This is a genomic window from Winogradskyella damuponensis (assembly GCF_039538385.1).
GTDB classification, from domain to species: domain Bacteria; phylum Bacteroidota; class Bacteroidia; order Flavobacteriales; family Flavobacteriaceae; genus Winogradskyella; species Winogradskyella damuponensis.
In genome coordinates this window covers 62,398-83,295 of record NZ_BAABCB010000019.1, presented here as the reverse complement: position 1 = coordinate 83,295, position 20,898 = coordinate 62,398, and the positions used below count along the sequence as shown (strand labels likewise).

Annotated in this window: 9 protein-coding genes; 8 read left to right on the top strand and 1 reads right to left on the bottom strand. The window is 36.0% G+C overall.

Annotation, left to right across the window (positions count from 1 at the left end; translation table 11 throughout):
* Positions 1-144: 144 nt before the first annotated feature.
* Positions 145-12,447 (bottom strand): T9SS-dependent choice-of-anchor J family protein, encoded by a 12,303-nt coding sequence (locus ABD730_RS11240; RefSeq protein ID WP_344714648.1) that lies wholly within the window; start codon positions 12,445-12,447, stop codon positions 145-147.
* A gap of 1,026 nt (positions 12,448-13,473) precedes the next feature.
* Here ABD730_RS11240 and ABD730_RS11235 point away from each other — a divergent pair.
* The 8 genes from ABD730_RS11235 to ABD730_RS11200 all read left to right on the top strand — a co-directional run bounded on the left by ABD730_RS11235 (position 13,474) and on the right by ABD730_RS11200 (position 20,897).
* Positions 13,474-13,905, top strand: coding sequence for a DUF2061 domain-containing protein (locus ABD730_RS11235; RefSeq protein WP_344714646.1), 432 nt, complete (start codon positions 13,474-13,476; stop codon positions 13,903-13,905).
* Entirely contained in the window at positions 13,902-14,492 is a 591-nt protein-coding gene (gene cysC, locus ABD730_RS11230; protein ID WP_344714644.1) for an adenylyl-sulfate kinase, read from the top strand. Before ABD730_RS11235 ends, cysC begins: the two co-directional genes overlap by 4 nt.
* Positions 14,493-14,497: 5 nt before the next feature.
* On the top strand, positions 14,498-15,403 hold the full coding sequence (gene cysD / locus ABD730_RS11225; protein WP_334470690.1) for a sulfate adenylyltransferase subunit CysD: 906 nt from the start codon (positions 14,498-14,500) through the stop codon (positions 15,401-15,403).
* A 175-nt stretch (positions 15,404-15,578) separates the two neighbouring features.
* Positions 15,579-16,835 carry a sulfate adenylyltransferase subunit 1 gene (locus tag ABD730_RS11220; protein ID WP_344714642.1) on the top strand — a complete coding sequence of 419 codons (1,257 nt, stop codon included), beginning with the start codon at positions 15,579-15,581 and terminating at the stop codon, positions 16,833-16,835.
* Between the two features lie 77 nt (positions 16,836-16,912).
* The gene (locus ABD730_RS11215) at positions 16,913-17,269 is read left to right on the top strand and encodes a four helix bundle protein (protein ID WP_344714640.1); all 357 of its coding nucleotides are present in this window, start codon (positions 16,913-16,915) and stop codon (positions 17,267-17,269) included.
* Position 17,270: 1 nt separating this feature from the next.
* Positions 17,271-18,125: a 3'(2'),5'-bisphosphate nucleotidase CysQ gene (gene cysQ, locus ABD730_RS11210; protein ID WP_344714638.1), complete on the top strand. Its 855-nt coding sequence runs from the start codon at positions 17,271-17,273 to the stop codon at positions 18,123-18,125.
* A gap of 191 nt (positions 18,126-18,316) precedes the next feature.
* Positions 18,317-19,603 (top strand): UDP-N-acetylglucosamine 1-carboxyvinyltransferase, encoded by a 1,287-nt coding sequence (locus ABD730_RS11205; protein WP_344714636.1) that lies wholly within the window; start codon positions 18,317-18,319, stop codon positions 19,601-19,603.
* 1 nt (position 19,604) lies between these two features.
* A complete protein-coding gene (locus tag ABD730_RS11200; protein WP_344714634.1) occupies positions 19,605-20,897 on the top strand; it encodes a flippase in 1,293 nt (430 codons plus the stop codon).
* The last annotated feature ends 1 nt before the right edge of the window (position 20,898 follow it).

Below are 20,898 nucleotides of genomic sequence, written 5' to 3'. Positions count from 1 at the left end.
TGTATTTATTTAGACACCGTTTTTATAGTACAGTCACTTTTGGGTTTTACCACTATAAGAGTAATTAGTTAACTATTTTAAAAACAAAAAACGCATCCTAATGGATGCGCTTTTAATAATTAACTTTTAAAGTAAATTAAACGTTTATCTAATAATCACTTTTTGTGATTTTTGTTTAGAACCATCGGTTAATGTTACTACATAAACACCATCTTGAAGATCTGTTGCGTCTATTTCATTTAGTAAGTTATTGCTTTCTAAATCTGTGCTATAAACTAAACGACCTTGGATATCATGAATTTTTGCAGTAGCTCCATCGTTAATGATACCTTGAATAAATATTGATCTAGGTGATTTCTTAGTATAAATCTTAATACTGTTAAAATCTTCATCATTTATAGATAATGCATTATCCGATACACGTAAGTAAAAACGACCAGTACCATTTAAGTTGGTGCTTGGCGTAATTACATAATCAGATGTATTTAATAATGTTGATGTATTTAACAAGGTGTCATCTAAATAGACTTCTGTAGTGCTAGGTAAAGCAAATTCTGAGATTGTAAACGTTAATTGTTCACCAGAATTAGCATTAACACCTAAAGGAATTACGACATCCATCATATCAGAAGGATTTAATGCTTGTAAAGCCATTTTCATATCAGAATTACCTTCTACGAGTTGTGAGTATAATGCAAAACTAGGGGAGAAGTTATCTAACAGTTTTCCATCGTAGCCATGATCTAATTCCTGAGTTGCATTTTCGTTAAAATAGAATTGTGTTGTAAAATCCTTACTAGAAGTACTTGTGCTTAACTTAAAGTAAGTTAATGCGTCATCTGTATTTCTACCTACAATAAAATCATCACCACCAGAACTCATTCTCATTGATGGTGAAAAAGTCCAATCATAGCCAGCAACAAAAGCATCATTAGCAGCGACTAAGAAACCTTGTCCTGGTGCAATTGCCACATTACCACTTGCTAAAGTAATAACGTTATAACCGCTAAAACCATCAACATCACCATCGTAACCATATATACCAGAAGCATTTTCTAAAAGGCTGTAGTTGAAAACTCCTGAACCAAGGTCATAAAACAATAAAGTAAATGAACCTATGTATGAAGGATATGGATTACCAATAAGGTTCCAATCTGGGTGATTTGCTCCAGTATCCTCAATATTTACAGGAACTGTAGATGTTGGTACAGTTCCAGTAAATGTTAGAGTTGTTCCGCTATCGGTAGCAGCTCTATAACCGGTACCGCTAGTTAAAGTTGCAGAAGTTGCATCGGTATAGTTTACATAAGCATCCGCTCCTTTATCGAAAGGTGCAAAAGCGTATGTTGTTGGACTCGTTAGTCCATTATCTAATAAATCAGCAGCATTAGTATCAGAAGCTAAGAAGTTAGCCCAAGTTTCTCCTGCAAGAGGTGCAGAAATTAGATCATTACCTCCACTATTAGAATTAACATAACGCTCATACTTTATGGTTCCGGCTATAGTTCCGTCATACATTAAGCTAGAATAACTATTTGACGTAGACTCTAAAGTTACATCATCAATAACAGTTAATGTAGTACCCGTATTAATGGTTAAAGACGCGCCTGGATTTACAGTTGCAGTTTTAATAGAGGTATTAGATGAAATAATAGCATTACCAGAAGTAACAACGATATGGTCATGTACTGTAGAGATACCGTTAGGATCACTTGGAGACCAAGAACCGTTATAAGTATAAGTTTCTGTTATTATTTCTTCAATTCTAACGTCATCTAATAAAGCTCCATAACCGTTATCACCTGTTCCCTCAAATGCAATATAGTATTCTGCACTAGGGTTAGGTAGAGCTATAGTGCCTTGGGTCCATGTACTTATACTATTTGTATAAGTTAATTCCGGTATTAGAGTCCAAGATCCTGCTGCAGAAGTTTTGTAATATACTCTTAACTCATCTTGACCGCCAGCTCGAACTTGCTGTGCATGCCAAAATGTTAGTGTAGGATTTACAATACCTGTTAAGTCTAATTTTGGTGATACTAATTTAACCACTGAAGAACTAGATGCATCATAGAAGTTTGCATTAAACGATCCGGTATGTGGCATTGTTATTGAACCACCACTCTGTCCACCATTAGTGTAAGTCCAGTTTACGGCTCCTGCCTCAAATTCTTGAGACCAACAACTTGGTAATATTCCAGACTCAAATCCTTCTTCAAAAGGGAATGTGTTTACTGCTATTAAACAAGGATCTGCATTTGTAGTTGCACTAGTAGAAGGAATGGTTCCATCAGTTTTAAAATCTATTATTACACCAGCATTAGTGTATGGGTAAATTTCAAATTCATATAGCGTACTTGCGTCTAATCCTACTACAGTATAAGTCTGTAAGCCAGGTGCTCTTTTAAATTCAAATTCGTCATCAGACCAGTCGATGTCATTTGCTGGATCAGTACCATCTACAATGGTAGTGAAAACACCTGATCCCGTTTTACCTACAATAACAAATCCATCTGCTGGTTGTGCACCATTATTATCATCCCATGTTAATGTAATTTGAGAATCAGAATTTGCTACAGCAGTAAATGCTAAAACATGATTTGTTGGCTCTGGTTTTGGTGTTACAGTTAATTGTCCTGAAACATAGTTTACACCATCCCAGATATCACCACCAGAACTGCCCGGAGTAATACCACCATAAGAGAAATCACCACCGTCAACAGAGAAGCGACTTACGTAATAGTAAGTTCCAATTGCTAAACCAGAACCTATCTCAGTAACATATTCATCATTGTCACCAGCATCTGTATTATACGTTGAAGGTATCCAAGTCCAACCAGAAGCAAAATCACTGATGTCAGTAGCGTCAGTAGTGCTATAACCAATCCACGCATCAATATCAGCAGCTTGTCCAGCAGCTTCTGTTCTTCCTACTTCTAAGACCTGTGCATATACATCATAGTTTCCTCCGACAGCTATAGTTCCACTATTTGGATACTGTAAGTTACAGTAATCTATAAAGTTTGGCGTGCTTGCGTTAATTACAATAGTACCTGTTTGTGTTGTGTTTGATACAGGTGCACTAAAGTTAGCACCAAAAGAAACAGTATAATGTGCTGCACCTATGTAATAGGTACCTGCTGGCAATCCTTCTTCAGTAATAAGGCTTAGTAAGCCAACGAAATCATCATTAGTGGCAATTACATTTCCAAATGTGTCATATAGGGCCATTTCTGTATCAAAACTACTAGTTAAAGTATCTACTGTAATTTCGGTACAATTACCGTCATATATTAATTCTACCCAAACAACATCTGTAGCTGAGCCTGAATCGTAAGCTGTACTAACAGTGTCTGAATCTGCACAACCGTCAATATTAAATGTAGCTATTGTGGTTGGTATAGATAAAGAATTTACTGTAAGTTGACCTGAGGCAGCAGTTGGAGTGCCATCCCATGTGTTTCCACCTCCTGAAGGATTAGTTGTATTAATACCACCATAAGTGAAAGGTCCACCATCTACAGCAAAACGACTTGCATAATAATATACGCCAGGCAATAATGAAGATCCAATTTCAGCTTCAAACTCATCGTCATTCCCTTCGTCAGAGTGAAACGTTGCTGGTACCCATGTCCAACCAGATGTAAAATCTGCAGTAGTAGTAGCATCTGTAGTGCTATAGCCTATCCATGCTTCAATATTAGCACCAGGACTACCTAAGTCGGTTACTCCTGCTTCATAAATTCTTGAGTATACATTATAAGTATCACCCTCATTAATAGTGCCATTGATTGGCCATTGTAAGTTATTAAAATCAGCAGTTTCTGTAGATTGACCTTTAGCATTAATGTAAAGTGTACCTGTTTGAGTTGTATTACTTGATGTAACATTAAAGTCAGGTCCAAAAGTTACATTAAACATACCAGCAGCTATATAATAAGTGCCATTGGCTAACCCAAGCTCTGTAAATAAGCTTTGAGGTGTTACTCCTGTACCACTGTCGTTTGAGCCAATGAAAACACCATTCTCGTCATAGATACCAATTTCTGTATCAAAATCAGATCCAATAGTATCTATTGTAAGTGAAGGGCAACTACCTGTATAATTTAATTGTGCCCAAACTACATTTTGTGTACTAGCATCATAAGCTCCATTATAGCTGTCTGATCCAGCAGTACCACAACTAGAAACATTTAATGTTGCTGTAACTGTTGGTAAAGGGTTTGCCGTTGTAAAAGTAATAGGACCTACCCAAGTACTTAAATCACTTGCTCCACAGTTTGCTCTTACATATACCTCGTAATCTGTAGCTGCAGTTAAACCTGTTTCTGTATGAGGGTTTGTTGATGTTGCAACACCAGCAGCTGCAGGAGGTCCTGTGCCATCTGGCTGCACTACAATTTCCCAATCGGTTTCGGTATCACCAGCAGTCCAACTTATAGTTGCAGAATCACGATCGAAACTATCTACTGTTAAATCTGTAGGCTTTAAACAAGTTGGTGCTTCTATAATTGACACATCATCTATAGCAATATCATTTTCATAAGTAGAATTAGTAGCTGTATCTACAACAAAGCGTACTTGTATGTCACCAGTAATAGTAAGTGTAGATAAATCTATATATATTTCTTCCCAATCATCTACATCACCATTATTATCTGTGTGAACAACATTCCATGCAGAGCCATCATAAACTTCAACTGTAATGGTATTTGAATTTGTTCCAGCAGCATAGTGATATTGGAAGAACTCTAATGCTGGTGTTGTAAGTGTACTAACATCTATCATAGGAGAGGTTAGTGTAGCATCAGTAGATACAGGAGTTGTAGAGCTGTCTACATAGGCAAAATACCCACTTCCTGTTGTGTGGTCACTGTAAGAGTTACCGAATGTTGGTGATGTTCCAAAGGTCCAAACTCTAGAGGTAGACGAAGAACTTAGCCAACAACTTGGAATGGTACCTGTATTTTCAAAATCTTCAGTATATGGAAATGTAGCTTCTGCATCACAAAGTGTTGTAAAATTAATTGGGCCAACCCAAGAGCTATAACCATTAATGTCACAATCGGCTCTTACATAGACTTCGTAAGCAGTTTGACCTGTTAAGCCTGTTTCTGTATGAGGATTAGTACTTGTTGGTGTGCCAGCCCCTGTAGGAATACCTGTGCCAGCTGGTTGTACTGCAATTTCCCAATCTGTTTCTGTATCACCAGCCGTCCAGCTTATAGTTGCATCATTCGCTGTGTAACTATCTAAATTTATACTTGTAACATCCAAACAAGTTGGAGGTGTTCTTACAATAAATGATCCAACGTGGAAATCATAATCTTGACCTGATGCTGTTCCATTTGATGCCCAAATAGCAAACTTTACGTTGCCAGTGTAGGCTGTTAAATCTTCAATGTATTCTGTGCCTGTAAAATCTGGCTCATTACCAGTATTCCAAGTTGTTAAATTTGTCCAAGTTATACCATCATCTGTAGATACTAGTAGTTGTACTTCGTCATCAGACCCCATGGTGTCATCAGTATCCCCATCATTATAGTTTGTAACTGCAACATTCAATTCGAGCTGGTAAGGACCTCCAGTTGATAAATCAAATGTAGGTGAAATTAACCAATCTCTTATATCTGTAAAATTACCATAGATATTAATTCTATTACTATAAATTCCGGCTCCATAATTATTATCATCTCCTGTGCCATCATTTTTCCATCCTGAGGAACCAAAGCCAGTAGGGCCTGCAGCTACTTCACCATCAGCAGCCTGTTCCCAACAAGTATCAGGTAAGTTTGATGACATATCAGCAAAATAGTCCGGTACAATAGGACTACAAAGCGTAGTGAAATCTACTGGACCTACCCAAGCACTAAAACCATCACCTGTACTTGTACAATTAGCTCGTACATAAACTTCATAGGCTGTTTGTTCTGTTAATCCCATTTCTGTATGCGGATTAGCTGTTGTTGCAGTACCAGATCCCGCTGGTTCTCCTAATCCATCAGCTTGTACGACAATTTCCCAAGCGGTTTCAGCATCACCTGCAGTCCAACTAATAGTTGCATCAGTTGCAGTAAAACTATCTATTGCTATGTTAGAAACATCAGGACAAGATGGAAGTGTGGTAAAAGTAACTGGTCCTTCCCAGGCACTAAAGCCATTGGTAAGGCAATTAGCTCTTACATAAACTTCGTAATCAGTTTTCTCCAATAATCCAGATTCAGTATGTGGATTTGTTGTTGTTGCATCACCTGCACTTGCAGGAATACCTGTGCCATCTGGTTGTACTACTATTTCCCAATCCGTTTCAGTATTAGCGGTAGTCCAGCTAATCGTGGCTTCAGTATCTGTAAAACTATCAATAGTTATATCGGTAACGACATAACAGGTTGGTATAGTTTCAACAGTGATATCATCGAGATATAAGTAATATCCATCAAGACCTCCTGGTGGTACGTGGAATGCAATATATACGTCACCTGTATAAGCACTTAAGTCAACAACGATTTCTTGATACGTTGTATTACTATAAGAGGCGTTTGCTAAAATAGTATTAGTAAAATCAGCAGCTAAGGTTCCTGTAGTTGATAATAATACAGTAAAATCATTAGGTTCACCTGAAGAACGTACGCGTTGTTGAAATCTAAGTTGTTCGTTACCTGTTAAGGTTAATTGCGGTGATATTAAATAATCATCATTAGATCCACTGTTATAATCCGTATACATTTGGAACGATTGTGTACCACTATTTGCATATGTTGCAGAAGTGTTAAAAGACCATGTGTCGGAATCTGCATTATTGTCTAAGATGCTCCAACATGATAAAGTGGTACTACTAGCTTCAGCGTCTTCGGTCCATGGTAGAGAAGATATCACGCCACATTCTGTAGTAAATGTCAAAGGACCAACCCATTCACTATAACCATTACTAGCACTAGTACAATCTGCTCTTACATATACTTCGTAAGCGGTGTTACTTGTTAAGCCAGTAAAAGAAAGTGGATTAGTTGTGGTTGCTGTGCCTGATGTGATTGGTACACCAGTTCCTGCTGGTTGTAACACATATTCCCAGTCCGTTTCACTTAAACCAGCGGTCCAACTGATTTCTGCCGTGGTTTCAGCTAAAGTATCAACTGTTAAATCAGTTATTTTAGGACAAGGAGGTAATGCTTCCCAAACGATATCATCTAAGTAAACACTAGAATAAGACGCTGTAGTTGATTTTCTGATTGCGATATAATCATCTGTTCCTGTGTAACTTGCAAAAGAAACTTCGTATTCAGCAAAGGTTGTGTTGATATCGACTGTAGTTAAAGCGGTAAATGTAGATCCATCTAATGGATTTGAAATTGTTCCAACTTCAATATCGTGAATGGCAGATGAATTTTTAGCATAAAAACGAAGTAAATGTGTGCCATCTCCTAAATTGGATAGATTAGGGGAAACAAGCATAACATTTGCTCCTGAAATTGTGGACCAACCTGAGTATAGTCTTACACCGTTAGGTGCGGAATAGTCTTCAGTTGTGCTTGTTTCAACATATGCAGATGCTGGTGCTCCGTTATCAATTATACCAGACCAACACGCTGGTAAATCTGGTGTGGTTACCGCATCAAAATTTTCAGTAAAAGTTGAAATAGGTGTACATGCTGTTGTGAAGTTTATAGGGCCAACCCATGCGCTAAAACCATCACCAAGACAATTTGCTCTTACATAGACTTCATAAGCTGTATCTGCAATTAAACCTGTTTCAGTCTGTGAGGTAGTTGCGATTGCGGTACCAGAACCTGCAGGTTCACCCGTGCCTGCGGTTTGTATTACGTATTCCCAATCGGTTTCAGTGTCACCAGCTGTCCAGCTAAAAGTAGCTTCCGTATCAGTAAAGCTATCTATAGTAATAGCTGTAACATCTAAACAACTTGGTTCGTGTATGTTTACCGTATCAAAAGCAACACCTTCGTAATTGCCAAAACCATCTGAACCAAAGGCTACTCTTAGTAAAACATTACTTTCTCCACCAAGACCTGTAAGCTCATGTTTGGCAACAAGCCATGCGTCTGATCCACTACCGTCTCTACCTGTCCAACCAATTTGTTGCCCTCCAGGATTTCCTCCAATCGTATTGTCATTAAACCAATTGTTAGGATCTCCATTTGCTCCTACATTCTGCCATGTACTACCGCCATCTATAGAAGATTGTAATACCATACCATCCCAACTAAATTCAGATTCCCACCATATACTTAATTCTATAACAGGGTTAACTAAGGATGTAAAGTCGAATGGAGGACTGATTACCGCAGATTTTTCACTACTATTATATGTTCCATCTAGGTTGGTTACCCATGCATTGGTACCAGAGTCTGCACTATTAATAATAGTATTAGATGGTACACCTAATTCCCAGCTTCCATTAGTCGTGTTGTCTGCTGCCCATCCGCCATCTCCAGATTCAAAGTCTTCATTATAAGGATAAGTTGTTATTGGTGTTGCTGTTGTTGTAAAAACAACAGGACCTACCCAAGAACTATAGCCATTAGCAATACAATTGGCTCTCACGTATACTTCGTATGCTGTTTGTTCAGTTAAACCAGTTGCATTATATGTGTTGGTTGCAATTGCGGTGCCAGAAGCTGGCTCTCCTAAACCTGCATCTTGTATAACGTATTCCCAATCGGTTTCTGTATCACCTGCAGTCCAACTAATTGTTGCTTCTGTGTCTGTAAAACTATCAATTGTAAGGCCTGTGATAGGAAGACATGAAGGAATAGCTTCTACAGTGATATCATCTATATATAAATACCATCCATCTAAACCACTAGGTGGTATATGGAAAGCAATAAATACATCACCAGAATAAGTACTTAAATCTACTGTGATTTCTTGATAAGAAGTATTACTGTAAGATGCATTTGCTAAAATTGTATTTGTAAAATCGGCTGGTGCAGATCCTGTTGTAGATAATAGTACTGTAAAGTCATTTGGTTCTCCAGAAGAACGTACACGTTGTTGAAATCTAAGTCTTTCGTTTCCAGTAAGGGTTAATTGAGGTGAAACTAAATAATCATCGTTAGAACCTCCATTAATGTCAGTGTAAATTGTAAAGGATTGTGATCCTGAGTTAGCATAAGTAGAACTTGTATTAACCGTCCAAGTATCAGAATCGGAGTTGTTATTAATGACCTCCCAACAGTCTATAGTAGTACTAGAGCTTTCTACATCTTCTGTCCATGGTAAAGAAGATATTATATCACATGCTGTAGTCAAATTGATTGGGCCAACCCATTCGCTATAGCCATCACTATTACTCGTGCAATCGGCTCTTACATAAACATCGTAAGTTGTATTGCCTGTTAAGCTAGAGAATGTATGTGGATTCGTAGTAGTGCTAGTGCCTGAATCTACAGCTGTTGGTGCTGCTGTACCTTCTGCTTGTATTATAACCTCCCAGTTGGTTTCTGTGTCCCCTAGAGTCCAGCTTACTTGAGCTGTTGTACTTGTTACGCTATCAACTATGATGTCTGAAACTTTTGGACAAGGTGGTATTATTTCCCAAGTAATATCGTCTACATATACATTTGAATATGAAGAGGTCGATAATCGTCTAATTCCAATGTAGGAATCTGTACCAGAGTAAGCTTCAAATGAAATTTCATATTCAGTAAAGGTGGTGTTAATATCTACCGTACTTAAAACAGTAAATGTAGAACCATCTGTAGGGTCTGATAAGGTACCAATTTCAAGATCTTGAGTAGCTGTCGTGTTACGTGCAAAAAAGCGAAGTTGATGTGTCCCATCGCCTAAATTTGATAAGTTAGGTGATACTAACATAATATTTGCTTCTGGTACAGCTGTATACCCACTATATAATTGAACACCATTAGGAAGCGAATTGTCTGCCGATGTACTGGTTCGAATATAAGCTGATGTAGGTGCACCATTATCTAAAATACTAGACCAGCAGTTTGGCAAGTCGGGAGTTGTTACTGCATCAAAGTTTTCGGTAAAGTCAGTTAATGGAGTACAAGCTGTTGTAAAAATTACGGGACCTACCCAATCACTATAGCCATTACCAAGACAATTTGCTCTTACATAGACTTCGTAAGCTGTTTGTGCTATTAAACCTGATTCTGTATGCGGGTTTGTTGTCGTTGCTGTACCAGAAACAGGAGCTCCAGTTCCTGCTGCTTGTACTACATACTCCCAATTCGTTTCAGAATCTCCAGCGGTCCAACTAAATGTAGCTTGAGTATCGGTAAAGCTATCTATAGATAAAGCTGTTACATCTGGACAAGCTGGTTGAAATATGTTTACACTGTCAAAAGCAACACCTTCGTTGTTAGTGCTACTGTCAGAATCAAAAGCTAATCTTAAGAATACGCTACTTTGCCCTCCAAGACCTGTTAGGTTGTGTTTGGCAACAACCCAACCGCCAGATCCATTAGCACCTGTACCGGTCCAACCAATATTGTCATTGTACCAGTTATTAGGGTCGCCATTGGCTCCCACTGTTTGCCATGTACTTCCGTTATCTATTGAAGATTGAAGTAGCATTCCATCTGAACCATCTTCAGCACTCCACCAAATACTAAACTCAATAGCTGGTGCTACTATACTTGAGAAGTTTAGAGGAGGACTAATTACGTATGATTCTTCATTACTATTATGATTACCTGTTAAGTTAGTTACCCAAGCAAGGGCTCCTGTATCTGCAACGTTAATTATTGTTGCAGCAGGGTTTCCTAATTGCCATGAACCATTGGTTGTATTATCCAAAGACCAGCCTGCAGCTCCTCCTTCAAAATTTTCAGTATAAGGAAATGCCGTTATAGCTGCTGCTGTTGTTGTAAAAGTTATAGGTCCAACCCAATTACTATAGCCATTACTTGCGCTACTACAGTCGGCTCTCACATATACCTCGTAAGCTGTAGATACAGCTAAACCAGTTGCTGTATGCGGGTTTGTTGTAGTACCTGTACCAGAAGCAGGAACACCTGTGCCATTTGGCTGTACTGCAATTTCCCAATCTGTTTCTGTGCCCTCAGCTGTCCAACTAATAGTTGCTGTAGTATCAGTCACTGCATCTAATGTTAAACCAGTAAGATCTGGACAAGCAGGTGGTGTAGTAAAATCTATTGGGCCTGCCCAAGCACTATAACCATCACCAAGACAATTTGCTCTTACATAAACTTCATAAGCCGTTTGTTCTGTTAGTCCAGTTGCGGTATGAGGATTACTAGTTGTGGCTGTACCAGAAACTGGAGTGCCAGTTCCATCAGGTTGTACTGCGATTTCCCAATTTGTTTCTGTTCCATTAACGCTCCAACTTATTTCTGCTGTGTCATAAGTAAAACTATCTATAGTTAAACCGCTAACATTAAGGCAAGCAGGTGGAATGCCATCAATGTAATTAAACTGGATATTAGGTTTATGACCGCCAATTTCATCAGTAACAAAGCCGCAAGCAGTTCCTCCGTCGTCTCTATATGATCTAGAGCCGTTAGGTATACTAACTCCTCTAACTTGACCAAAAGGTGAGGAATATGTGTTTTGACCATCAGAACATACTTCAACTAATATGTTATCTGTGCCATTCCAAACAAAATTAGTGTCAAATGGTATCATATCAAAAACACCTTCAGCAGTAACGGAAGGGTTGTAATCAAAAGCGTTTTTAACCACTGTAGTTACAGAGGTATCGTGATTAGCAGAATTAGTTGCTGTTGTATGTCCCATTTTTATGGTGTAACCTAATAAATTACCACCACCATAGTCGCCAGAAATAGACCATCCTAATGCTGTTATTTCATCATTTGGAGTTAGTATAGTGCTTAGCTCAGCAGCTGTGTAAACTACTTGGTATTTAAATGCATTGTAATAGCCATGAATTGGGTCTGCAGTTGTAGATCCTGTACTCGTAGTTCCAGTGCCAATAGTAATATTGTTAACAGGAGTACTATATGCAGTAACATCAAAATCGTCAATGATAAGATGTCCAGCTTGGCTATCATTCAGAATTCTAATAGTTAAATTAGAACTAGCATCATTTAAAGTGTATGAAAATAGTGTGTAAGTTGTGCCTGAATAAGCTTGTGTTGTTTGCGTGGTATAAGTAATACCATCAGTTGAGGTTTGTAATTCAAAAGTCCCACCTCCAGAATTTAATTCTCTATAGTAGAATGTGACAACACCTGCTCCTGAGAGTGCAGGTGTGGTTATACTTGCACCAACTTCATCATCATTGATTCTGGCTGCAGAGCCTGATCCTCCTCGGGAGTTAACAGGGTCTTCAGCAAAAACTTGAACAGTTTCCCATGTACCACTCGTTAGTGTCTGACTACCTGTAGTGTATGATCCGGATAATCCTGAATCAAAGTTTTCGGTGATTTGCCCGAATCCAAAGTTTCCTATTAATAGGAATACTAAAAATGCGTAAAAATTTTTCATAGAAAGAATTAATTATAGTTAAAGCACAAATTTGGTATTTATAGCGAATTATAGTTAAAACTAAATAACCCACAAATAAATACACGTTGTCGTTAAAATAACGTCGTTTGTCGTTGGTTTATAAAAATTCAGGCTAAGTGTGTAAGAATGAGGGGAGTCAAATATACTAAAACTTAGTATTCATTTAATAATTTTATTTTAACAAATAGTTAACGCTTGTTTAAATTTTGTGATTTTAAAGAGTGTTTTCTTTTGTTGTATCGTTGATTTTGAGCCTTTTACAATGTTTCTTTTAGGTTTGTGAAAATATTTTATTTGTAGTCTTTTTTTTATAAAGAGTTAAAATTTAGAAACTTGTTGTTTTTAATTAAAATAATACTTCTGATTTTAAGTCTTTGTTGTCTTTGGTTCAGATTTTTAAAATTCAATAAAAAAAAAGCGCATTACAATAATGTATGCGTTTAGTCATTAATAGTATTAGAACTGTTTTATTGTGGTTTAAAGGATAATTTTTTTTGAGTTATTTGTTTTTCAAAGTTTTTAGGTGATTTTCTTACATAAATGTCTGTAGTAAGATTTTTGTTGTTTCTATATCATTGCTAGAGACTTGTTGTAGCATACTATTTTATTATGTTTGCTGCTTCTAAATTAGAGGTGTCAATACTATAAATGTCTAGTGAGATATATTAAAGGTAATAAAGGAGGGGTTTCTTAATAACATTGACGCGATTATCGATTATGCCTGTTTGGCAAATGGATTTGTTATAAAAGCTTAATTCTTATAGTTTTATTGTCTTTTTAAAACATGTGGTAAAGAGGGGTGTTTGAGGTGTGTTTAAACGGAATTAAAAGTTGTGATTATGATGATATTTTAATTGTAAGAATGAGTAATTGAGTACTTTGGTGTAATTTAAAAATAAAAGAAAGAAGTTTTAAAAGTAAATGTTGTTATTAGATGCGTAGATGTGTTTATTTTTGTTGCGGAATGGTGGTATCTGTTATTATGAAATTTGAAAAACATTAATATTGAAATTTAGTAAACGACATTTAGCCAAAACGATTACTTGGCGTATTATAGGAACCTTGGATACCATGCTGTTGTCTTGGTTTATATCTGGTGATTTTTCTATAGGTATGCAAATAGGGCTTTATGAAATGATTACCAAAATGATATTGTATTATTTGCATGAAAGAGTTTGGTTTAAGTCAACCATAAAGTCGTCTAATAAACGCCATATTTTGAAAACGTTCTCTTGGCGTGGAGTAGGTACTTTAGATACTATTATTTTAGGTTGGGTAATTTCAGGGAATCCTCTAACAGGTTTGAAAATTGGTGGAGCAGAAGTGATAACAAAAATGTTGTTATATTTTGGACATGAAAAATTATGGTATCAAATTAATTTTGGTTTGGATCAAAGGAATAAAAGAAAACAGGTGAAAAACGTTAATGAATTATGAGCTTAAATACGGTTAGACATGATTATAAAATCACAAAAAAAGATCGTGAAAAGCTAAATCAGCATCGCTCTTTATTATTGTGGTTTACAGGGTTGTCAGGTTCTGGCAAATCTACATTAGCTAATTTGGTAGAGATGGAGCTTCATAAAAAGGGGGTTTCAACGTTTGTTTTAGATGGTGATAATGTTAGGCAAGGCATTAATAAAGATTTAAGTTTTGCGCCAGAAGATCGTACCGAAAATATTAGACGAATAGCCGAAATTGGTCATTTAATGGTTGAGGCAGGTGTGGTAACTTTGGCCGCTTTTGTATCGCCTTATATTGAAGACCGAGAGAATATAAAAAACATTGTAGGAGTAGATAATTTTATTGAAATATACATTAATACCTCATTAAAGGAGTGTGAGCGAAGAGATGTCAAGGGCTTGTATAAAAAAGCACGAGCAGGAGAAATTAAAAATATGACAGGTATTTCAGCGCCTTATGAGGCCCCTACTAACCCAGACATAGAAATTGTAACAGATAATCAAGATGTAGAAACATCTGTTCAAACCATTTTAGACTTTATTATTCAAAAAATAAAATAAAAAGCATGAGTAATTACGTAATTAATCATTTAAAAGAATTAGAATCAGAAGCTATTTTTGTGATTAGAGAGATTGCAGCGCAATTTGAAAATCCAGCATTATTATTTTCTGGTGGTAAAGATTCTATTTTACTAACACATTTAGCTAAAAAAGCATTTTTTCCTGCAAAAATACCTTTTCCTTTAATACATATTGATACAGGGCATAATTTCCCTGAAACAATAGCTTTTCGCGATGCTTTGGTTGAAAAATTAGGTGTAAGACTCATTGTAGGGTCGGTACAAGAAGCAATAGATAAAGGTAGAGCTAAAGAAGAGACAGGTGCGGATGCGTCTCGTAATTCACTTCAAATTGTGTCTCTTTTAGATACACTTGAAGCTCATAAAGTAGATGCAGCAATGGGTGGTGCAAGACGTGATGAAGAAAAAGCACGTGCTAAAGAACGTTTCTTTTCTCATAGAGATGAATTTGGACAATGGGACCCTAAAAACCAAAGGCCAGAGTTATGGAATCTTTTTAATGGTCGAAAAAATTACGGAGAGCATTTTAGAGTGTTTCCTATTTCTAATTGGACCGAAATGGATGTATGGGAATATATTAAATTAGAGAATATTGATTTGCCATCGCTTTATTTTTCGCACCAACGCGATTGTGTGGTTAGGGATGGTGTGATATTAGCAAATTCAGAATTTATTAAGTTAAAAGAAAATGAAGAAGTGGTCAATATGACCATTCGTTACCGTACTTGTGGCGATATGCCAATTACTGGAGCTGTAGAATCTGAAGCAGATAATTTAGATAAGATTATTGAAGAAATTGCAACAACTAGAACGACAGAGCGTGGTGGACGTGCAGATGATAAACGTGCAGAAACAGCCATGGAAGATCGTAAAAAACAAGGGTACTTTTAATAGAAAATAGGTTTTAATTGTGACTATTGTCCCCTTGAGGATTACTGAGAAACAAAATGTGTTTTTGTTTTGAAAGTACCGAGCCTAGCTCTTAGGGGTGTTTTAAAAAGGGTTGTAAAAAATACCAACTATAAATAGTGACGATTAGTATAAAATAATAAAAGAGAATAAATACATGGATTATCAAGATATAGAATTATTACGTTTTACAACAGCAGGAAGTGTAGATGATGGAAAAAGTACACTAATTGGACGTTTATTGTACGATAGTAAATCAATATTTCAAGATCAATTAGATGCTGTAGAGGAGTCTAGTAAATCTAAGGGTTTTGATTATGTAGATTTGTCATTACTTACAGATGGTTTAAAATCGGAACGTGAGCAGGGTATTACAATTGATGTGGCATATCGTTATTTTGCAACACCAAAACGTAAATTTATCATTGCAGATACACCTGGTCATATACAATATACTCGTAATATGGTTACGGGTGCTTCAACGGCTAATTTGGCCATTATTCTTATAGATGCACGAAAAGGGATGTTAGAACAAACGCATAGACATGCTTTTATTGCGTCATTGTTACGTATTCCTCATGCTATTGTATGTATTAATAAAATGGACTTGGTTGATTATAGTGAGGAAACGTACAATAATATTGTTTCAGATTTTAAATCTTTTTCTTCTAAATTAGGAATTAAGGATATTCAATTTATTCCTATTTCGGCTTTAAATGGAGATAATGTCGTTAATCGCTCTAAAAATATGGATTGGTATCAAGGAAGTACATTAATGTATCATTTAGAAACGGTTCATATTTCTAGTGATCATAACCTTGTAGATTGTCGTTTTCCTATTCAATCGGTAATTCGTCCTCATACTTTAGAAAATCAAGATTATAGAGGTTTTGCTGGTCGTATTGATGGTGGGGTTTTTAAACCTGGTGACAAAGTGAAATCATTACCTTCTGGCTTTGTGTCAACCATAAAAACAATAGAGCTGAATGGAGAACAAATTTCGGAAGCATTTGCTCCGATGTCTGTAACTATGACTCTAGAAGACGAAATAGATAACAGTCGTGGGGATATGATTGTGCGTGAAAACAATGTGCCAAATGTAGGTCAAGATTTAGAAGTGTTAGTGACTTGGATGAGTACAACTCCCATACATGCACGTACCAAGGTTGTAATTAAACATACTACCAATGAATCTATTGGTATGGTAAAAGAGTTAAAATATAAAATCGATATCAATACATTACATCGCATTGAAAATATAGATAAAGTAGAAATGAACGAAATTGCTCGTTTGTCTATTAGAACAGCTAAACCAATGTTTTATGATGCGTATAAAAAGAATCGTCAAACAGGTAGTATTATTCTTATTGATGAACAAACTAATGAGACCATTGGCGCTGGGATGATTATTTAGAGGTGATGCTGTGAAATAATGATACGGTGATGTGGTATTAGGGAGAATCTTTATCTTGTAATTTAAATGTTTTAATTATGACGCATAAAGATTTAGAAGTTTATAAATTAAGTTTAAATTTAGTAGAGGATATTTATAAACTTACCGAGGATTTTCCTTCGTCTGAAAATTTTGGATTGACTTCTCAACTTAGAAGAGCTGCGGTTTCGTTGCCTTCAAATGTAGCTGAGGGTTCAAGTAGAGGGTCTACAAAGGACTTTATTCGATTTTTAAATATAGCATCAGGATCATTATCAGAAATAGAAACACAGTTAGTAATAGCAGAACGAATAGGGTATATAACGTTTGATGGTGCATTACAAAATAACATCATTACAGTTAGAAAAATGTTATACCGTTTAAAACAAGGTTTAACCAAGAAACTAAGTAAGTAAAATGAATAATAAAAGCTCCAATCTAACGAATCACCGAATCACCGAATCACCGAATCACCGCCTCACCGAATTACTGCATCACAGCATCACCGCAGCCCTAGAAGCTGGCAAAGCAATTCTCGACATCTATCATTCTGATGATTTTGAGGTGGAGCTAAAGGGTGACGATTCACCTTTAACCAAAGCCGATATCGCTTCCCACAATGTGATTATGTCACATTTGAAAGCAACACATATTCCAGTGTTATCCGAAGAAGGTAAATCTATACCTTATGAAGATCGTAAAGACTGGAGCCAACTATGGATTGTAGATCCTATAGATGGGACTAAAGAATTTATTAAGCGTAACGGTGAATTTACAGTAAATATTGCACTTGTAGAAAATCAGAAAACCCTACTTGGTGTTATTTATGTACCAGTACTAGGTGACCTTTATTTTTCAACTAGCGAAATCGGGGCGTTTAAGGTGTCTGTAAATCTCAACGATTATGATGTTTCTACTTTAATCAGTCAAGGAAATAAGTTGCCATTAGAAAGAGAAGATAAAACATTTACAATTGTAGCAAGTCGCTCACATAGGTCTCCAGAAACAGATGAGTATATTAATCAAATGCGAGAAAAGTATGGTGATGTTAACCTGATTTCTAAAGGAAGTTCATTAAAACTATGTATGGTCGCCGAAGGACAAGCAGACTGCTATCCAAGATTTGCACCCACTATGGAGTGGGATACAGCTGCAGGACAGGCCATTTGTGAGCATGCAGGCTTCAAGGTTATAGATTGGAGTACGAAAGAGCGGATGTTGTATAACAGAGCGGAGCTTTTGAATGCTTGGTTTTTGGTGAAGAAGGTTTGATTTTTAGTGTTTTATAATTTAAATAGGTTGTTTTATGTTGAAACTTACATTGAAAATCAAATCAATTTTAGACTTAAGGTATTGTATTTGAAGTTTTCAAATGTAAATAGTTTATCTATCATTAGACGTCCTATCATATTTACAATATATTTGCGGAAATTTTATATAGTTTTTTAATTTTTATAGTGATAATGAAGAACCTAACAGCGTTAATAGAAGGAAAGCAAATACCGAAAGGAAAAGTAAAAGTTAGTGGAGCGAAAAATGCAGCCACTCGACTTTTAGCAGCAGCACTTATATCTGACGAAAAAATCGTATTAGAAAACTTTCCTACAGAATTAGTTGATGCTAATTATAAATTTGATTTTATCAAAAAGTGTCATGGGAAAGTCGAAGTTGATAGAGATAATGAAATTGTTGAAATCAACTCTAGTGAGCTTAAAGATACTTTGTTAGATAGTTACGATTATCCAATTAGAACTACTTATTTGCTTGTTCCGGGGTTGTTAAAGAAGTCTGGGGCAGCAAAAATACCTTATCCAGGTGGTTGCAAAATAGGTAACAGAGGTTACGACTTACATGTAATGGTTTGGGAAAAATTAGGAGCTGTAGTTGTAGAAAAAGATGATTATATTGAAGTTAAAGCACCAAATGGCTTAATAGCTAACAATATTGATTTTCCAATATCAACTATCGGTGGTACGGAAAGTGCTTTAATTTGTGCATCAATCGCGAAGGGTGTTAGTACAATTAAAAATGCATACATCTCGCCTGAAGTTCAGAATTTAATCGATTTTCTTCGCACTTTAGGAGTTAAAATAAAGGTTGTAGGTAATAGTTACGTAGAAGTTACAGGTCAAGATTATTTAAGGGGTTCTATTTTTGAGGTTATGCCAGACAGAATTGAGGCTCTTACTTGGATTGTATATGGCATTTTAAGTAAAGGAGATATCACTATACAAGATGTTCCTTTCGATTCTATGCAAATTCCTTTAGCACATTTACATGATGCAGGAATTGACTTTTATAGAAATCAAACTAATGTTCATATTACTCAAGATTGTCTTACTAATGGAATCATACAGCCGTTTGAGTTAGCAACAGGTACACATCCTGGGATTATATCAGACATGCAACCATTTTATGTGTTGTTAGGTTTACATGCGGATGGTAAGAGTAGAATATTTGATTACCGTTATCCGGAAAGAATAAAATATTGCGAGGAGCTTGCTAAATTATATGTAGGGCAGATAGAATGGGAAACAGGCTTAATTACTACAATTGGAGAAAATAATGTAACCCCGGTGTCTGCAACCGTCCAATCTACTGATTTACGTGGAAGTATGGCTTTGGTAATTGGGGCATTATTAGCAAATGGTACCTCTAAAATCTTAAATGTGGAAATGGCATTAAGAGGTTATAATAAACTAGAAGAGAAATTAAAAGGTTTAGGGATATCTATAAAAATAGAACGCTAATATGTCCACTTTTTTAAAGGATATATTAAGTGTAGGTGTTTCTAAAGTCTTAATGATTGCATTTGGTCTTACAACATCTATTATAATAGCAAGAGTTCTTGGTCCGGAAAAAAATGGTGTAATTGCAGCACTATTAGTTTATCCTTCGCTTTTTATGTCTATTGGTTCTTTAGGTATCAGACAATCAACCACCTATTTTTTAGGTAAAGGTATTTTTTCTGAAGACGAAATTAAAAGAGCAATTACTCAAATTTGGTTATTCACCACAGTGTTTAGTGTTGTTGTTTGCTTTTTCTTAATACGCTATTTGAGTAAGTCAGGAGAAAATTTGTGGCTAGTAGTTTTAGCAGTACTGCCAATACCATTCGCATTATTTAATACTTATAATTCTGGTGTTTTTCTTGGTAAAAATCAAATAAGTGTTTTTAATAAAATCAACTGGATTCCAACACTTATCGTTTTACTGATTACAGCAATCTCTGTTTGGTGGTTGTCTTTTGGTGTTTCAGGTTATCTATTGGCTCTAATCGTTGGTCCATTAGTAATAAGTGGAATACTATTATTTAAAAATAAATTTATAAAAGCTTTTAGTCTTAATTTTAACTGGGACATTATAAAACAAATGTTAACACTAGGTTTGGTTTACGCTTTTGCTTTATTAGTGGTAAATTTAAATTACAAGATTGATGTTATATTACTAGATAATCTTAGTTCAGCTTTTGAGACAGGTATTTATTCGAAAGGTGTAAGTATTACCGAGTATTTGTGGCAAATACCAATGCTTCTCAGTACGGTGGTGTTTGCAAGAAGTGCAGTCTCTAAAGATGATAAGGCGTTTTCATTAAAGGTAACTCAGTTGCTTCGTTTGTCAATACTAGCTATTGGTTTAGCATCTCTAATCTTATTTTTAATATCTAAATTTGTTATTGTACTCATGTATGGTGAATCCTTTGTAGGAAGTGTGATGGTGCTAAATACATTATTACCAGGAGTGCTTTTGCTTACTATTTTTAAAGTGATTAATATGGATTTATCAGGTAAAGGAAAACCTTGGGTATCACTTAAAGCAATGATTCCGGCTCTTATTGTAAATGTTGTTTTAAATCTTCTATTCATACCTGAGTATGGAGCTGTAGGAGCAGCCATTGCTTCAACTATTAGTTACAGTATAGCTGCGCTATTATTTATCCATTTTTATAGTAAAGAAACTAAAATTCCAGTGTTGGAAATTATTAGATACAGACATTCTGATTTTCAACCCATTGTTCAACTTTTACAAAAGTTAAAACGTTAGT

Bases quoted from the DNA above. Each gene is read 5' to 3' on its own strand.
- ABD730_RS11240 (WP_344714648.1), bottom strand. From the start codon at position 12,447: ATGAAAAATTTTTACGCATTTTTAGTATTCCTATTAATAGGAAACTTT.
- cysC (WP_344714644.1), top strand. From the start codon at position 13,902: ATGAGCTTAAATACGGTTAGACATGATTATAAAATCACAAAAAAAGAT.
- cysD (WP_334470690.1), top strand. From the start codon at position 14,498: ATGAGTAATTACGTAATTAATCATTTAAAAGAATTAGAATCAGAAGCT.
- ABD730_RS11220 (WP_344714642.1), top strand. From the start codon at position 15,579: ATGGATTATCAAGATATAGAATTATTACGTTTTACAACAGCAGGAAGT.
- ABD730_RS11215 (WP_344714640.1), top strand. From the start codon at position 16,913: ATGACGCATAAAGATTTAGAAGTTTATAAATTAAGTTTAAATTTAGTA.
- cysQ (WP_344714638.1), top strand. From the start codon at position 17,271: ATGAATAATAAAAGCTCCAATCTAACGAATCACCGAATCACCGAATCA.
- ABD730_RS11205 (WP_344714636.1), top strand. From the start codon at position 18,317: ATGAAGAACCTAACAGCGTTAATAGAAGGAAAGCAAATACCGAAAGGA.
- ABD730_RS11200 (WP_344714634.1), top strand. From the start codon at position 19,605: ATGTCCACTTTTTTAAAGGATATATTAAGTGTAGGTGTTTCTAAAGTC.